The sequence below is a fragment of the Nonomuraea sp. NPDC049784 genome (assembly GCF_040659615.1).
Classification (GTDB): Bacteria; Actinomycetota; Actinomycetes; order Streptosporangiales; family Streptosporangiaceae; genus Nonomuraea.
Genome location: NZ_JBFAMX010000842.1, coordinates 1 through 3540, shown reverse-complemented (window position 1 = coordinate 3540; position 3540 = coordinate 1). Strand labels below are relative to the sequence as shown.

Genomic DNA, 3540 nt, shown 5'->3' with positions numbered 1-3540 from the left:
GCCGGAACCTGCCGGGTCGCGTTCCAGAGCCTCCAGGGTCGGCGCCGACTCGGCGACGGCGGCTGCGAGTTCGTCCGGCGTCGCGAGCCAGTACTCGAACCACGGCGTCGTCGTCGCGCCATCTCATACCCAAGATACGCAACTGCCCGCGAGCCCGCCCGCGGCGAAGGTTCCAGGTGTGGTAGTCGGCCTGGTCGGCGCCGCCGTCGCCGGGGTCCATGCCCCAGCCGATCAGCTGTGGCCCGGGCGGGCCACCGCAGCACGGCGCCGCCAGGACCTCGGGCGCCTGCGCCGGGCCGCCCAGCAGGCCAAAGTAGGCACGTAAGGCATGTTGGCTGGCCTTGCAGGCATGTGCTCCGAAGGCGACACCGCGCCGACGATAACGATGGACCTCGGGTGGCACCCGATCCCTGCCGAGAGGGGCAACTCGTTGGATGGGTGGCCGAGAAGACATGATGACCTCTCACGGCGCACCCACACCGTGCCCATCGCGGTCAGGACCTTGTTGGCGACGCCCCGTACGAGGTCCGTCTGGGGCGGCGGGCGATGGGACCACCTTGTCTGAGGCCGTTCTGGACGACGATGATCCAATGTGCGAACATACGTTCGACAATCGTCCTTTAGAATGGAGTGCATGTGCGCCTCTCAAGCTCTGGCCGTGCTCCTCTTTCCCACCGATTAGCCGCCCTGGCTGGGTCCCTGCTCCTGGCAGCGGTCCTGCTCGTCGCTCAGGCACCCGCCGCCTCGGCCGCCGACATCGTCACCGACCTCGGCGTCGCCGCCGACAGGGGCGGCGACGTGGTGGCGCAGAGCGGCAAAATCTTCGTCGCCGCCGACGATCGGATCGTGGTCACCAAAAGCGACGGTGCGCTCATCGACACGATCAGCGGCCTATCCGGTGCCGTGGCGCTGTCTGTGGCGGACAACGGCAGGAAGGTGTACGCGGCGCTGCGCGATTCGCATGAAGTGATCGAGATCGACATCGCAACGCTTGCCATCACCAAGCGGATCGACCTCACCGCCTACCCGTGCCCGTCCACACTGGCCCAGTCGTACGAGCGGCTGTGGGTCGGATACGGGTGCGGCCAAGCGGGGGAAGGAGGCGTCGTCGCCCTCGAGCTGTGGAGGCCGACACCCACCCTCGTCCCGGTCGGGCCAGGCACGACGCAGCCTCCGCTGGTCGCCGTCGCCGGGAGCACTCTGGTGGCGGGAGAGCCGGGAGCCGACCCCGCCTCGATCAGGGTGTATGACGTCAGCAGCACCCCGGCCACCCCGCGCGGCGAGATCCGCGCTGACACGTCCCTGCGGGACCTCGCCCTCGGCGACTACGGGTCAGCGGCGCTGTCGGCGCTGGCCGACACCCACCAGTTCGACGCCTGGGACACGACGACCAACGCCAAGACACGCGCCTACGACAGTGGCGAGCTGAGCGAGCACGGCCTGCCCACCGCCGTCGCGGCCAGCCCGAACGGAGCCTATGTCGTGGGCGGCTGGAACTCCTCCGCGGGCGACGCGGCGGAGATTGTGGTGTACGACCCGGCCACAGCGGAGGTGATCTACTCGGCCGACCACCAGGGGAAGGCGCTGGTGGCGGGCAGCATCGCCTTCTACGGCGTACTCACCTATGCGGTGCTGAAGGAGCCTGACACCGGGCGGATGCACCTCTGGCGGCTACCGCATTCGCCTTACCACGCCTCCACCCTGACCATGACGGCTCCCTCCGAGGCGACCGCGCTCAAGCAGCTGACCTTCAGCGGGCGGCTCACGCTGAGCACCGGCGCGCTGCCCGGCGTGCAGACGCTTGAGCTGTACCGCTGGCTCCCCGACGGTACCTCCCGGCCCTTCCAGGAAGTCACCACAGAGGCGGACGGCACGTACCAGTTCACCGATACCGCACCGAAATGGGGGTCGTACGAATATCGGTTGTACTGGCCGGGCAACTCATGGTTCAGGGGCAGCGGCGCCTCGGCCATCGTCGAGGTGGGCCTGTACAAGCCGGTGCTCACGGTGCCCGGCCCGACCACCGGCGTCGTCGGCGAGCGACTCGAATTCAACGGGACGTTCGCCGCTGACGGCATCACCTTCCCGCCCACCATTGTCACCGTCGTACGTAACGTCTCCAACCCCGATGGCACTACCTCGAAAGCCCTGGCCAAGATGACTGCCGCTGCCGACGGGTCGTTCAGCTTCGCTGACACGCCGACGACGGCGGGCAAGCACACGTACGTCATCCAGCTGGTGGGGAACTCGACAATCGAGCCAGCGAAGACCACCCACGTGATCATCGTCTCCCAGCCCCCCGCGTAACCTCCCGACGGGGTGACGGCGATCCGAATCGCCGTCACCCATGTCGTTGGGCACGCCGAACCACGGAACTCAGCCCGCTTGGGTCTTCCCGCCACGACGTGCACTTCGTAGTAGTCGCCGGGCGCGTGCTCTGGTCGGATGGTCAGTTCCCGGGGGCTCGTTGGGGACGGCCCAGCAGCCGGACACCGCGACGCCAGCCCGTTCGAGGGCGTCGGCCCTGGACGCCTTCTCAGAGCGCGGCGGCGCGGGCCAGGGTGCTGGCGACCGATGCGGACAGCATGTCCTGCAAGGTTGGGGCGAGGTCCATGCGCGTCATGAAGGGGCCAGCGCGACCGTCCGCCACCGCAGCCCGCCGTGCCGTCAGCGCTGGCCATCATGCCCTACGCGCCTGGCAAGATCATCTCGCTCTGACCTGCGAAAGCGCCTCAGAACCCAAGATAACCATCGAGCTGGGGCAAACGGGCTTAGCGTCCGGAGCCGCTCCTCCACACGCTGAGGGCCGTGCCCGCAACGTCCTGTCGGCCGCGCGAGCGGCGATGACGGTGACCACGGACATGCACCACGCCACCCCTTTCGAGGCGCCACCCCGCCCGATCGTCCGCGAGGAGTTTCCCTGCGATAGCGCTGCCGGACGACACGGCCGGACCGTTTGCATACCGCCGCACGCCAACCCGTCCCCAGACACCGCGACTCTGCGCCGCGCCCGCGGATGGGCAGTGCTTCACGCCCTCAGTGGCATTCTCAGCGGCGAAGCCAGCGTCCACGCCCGCGCAGGTGGCATGCCCACATCGGAGATGGGCCGGCCCCGCTCGTGCCGGAGCAGCCGCTGGCACCCGGGCAGGTGATCCTCGCGGAAGTCCGCGCGGGCGACACGTCCGAACGCGACTACGCCGAGCGGCGGGGCTGCGGGTGCACGGCGTGGACGACCTCGAAAGATCACTTGACGGGCTCACCGGCCCGGTGTACGTCCACATCGATCTGGATGTCCTCGACCCCGCGGAGTTCGGCTCCGTCTGCTATCCCGAGCCGGACGGGGTGGCGCCGCAACGGCTGATCGAGCTGGTCTCCCGCCTGGACAACGTGGTCGGAGCGGCCATAACGGAACACGCGCCCTCCGGCGGCCCGGGCGATTCCGAGGCGGAGGTGATCCGCGGGCTGGGCGCCGCGCTTCGCCTCTGACCGGCGCTCCTCACGCCTCGGCGGCGGGCGGCGATCAACCCTGTGCGTTCGGCG

3 protein-coding genes are annotated in these 3540 nt (G+C 69.2%); all 3 read left to right on the top strand.

The features are described 5' to 3' along the window. On the top strand, nt 1–325 hold a 325-nt coding region (locus tag AB0J09_RS59575), incomplete at its 5' end, for a hypothetical protein (RefSeq protein ID WP_360712431.1). A 311-nt stretch (nt 326–636) separates the two neighbouring features. Then, nucleotides 637–2307: a hypothetical protein gene (locus AB0J09_RS59570; protein ID WP_360712429.1), complete on the top strand. Its 1671-nt coding sequence runs from the start codon at nt 637–639 to the stop codon at nt 2305–2307. A gap of 732 nt (nt 2308–3039) precedes the next feature. Further along, nucleotides 3040–3486, top strand: coding sequence for an arginase family protein (locus AB0J09_RS59565; protein ID WP_360712426.1), 447 nt, complete (start codon nt 3040–3042; stop codon nt 3484–3486). Nucleotides 3487–3540: the final 54 nt, after the last annotated feature.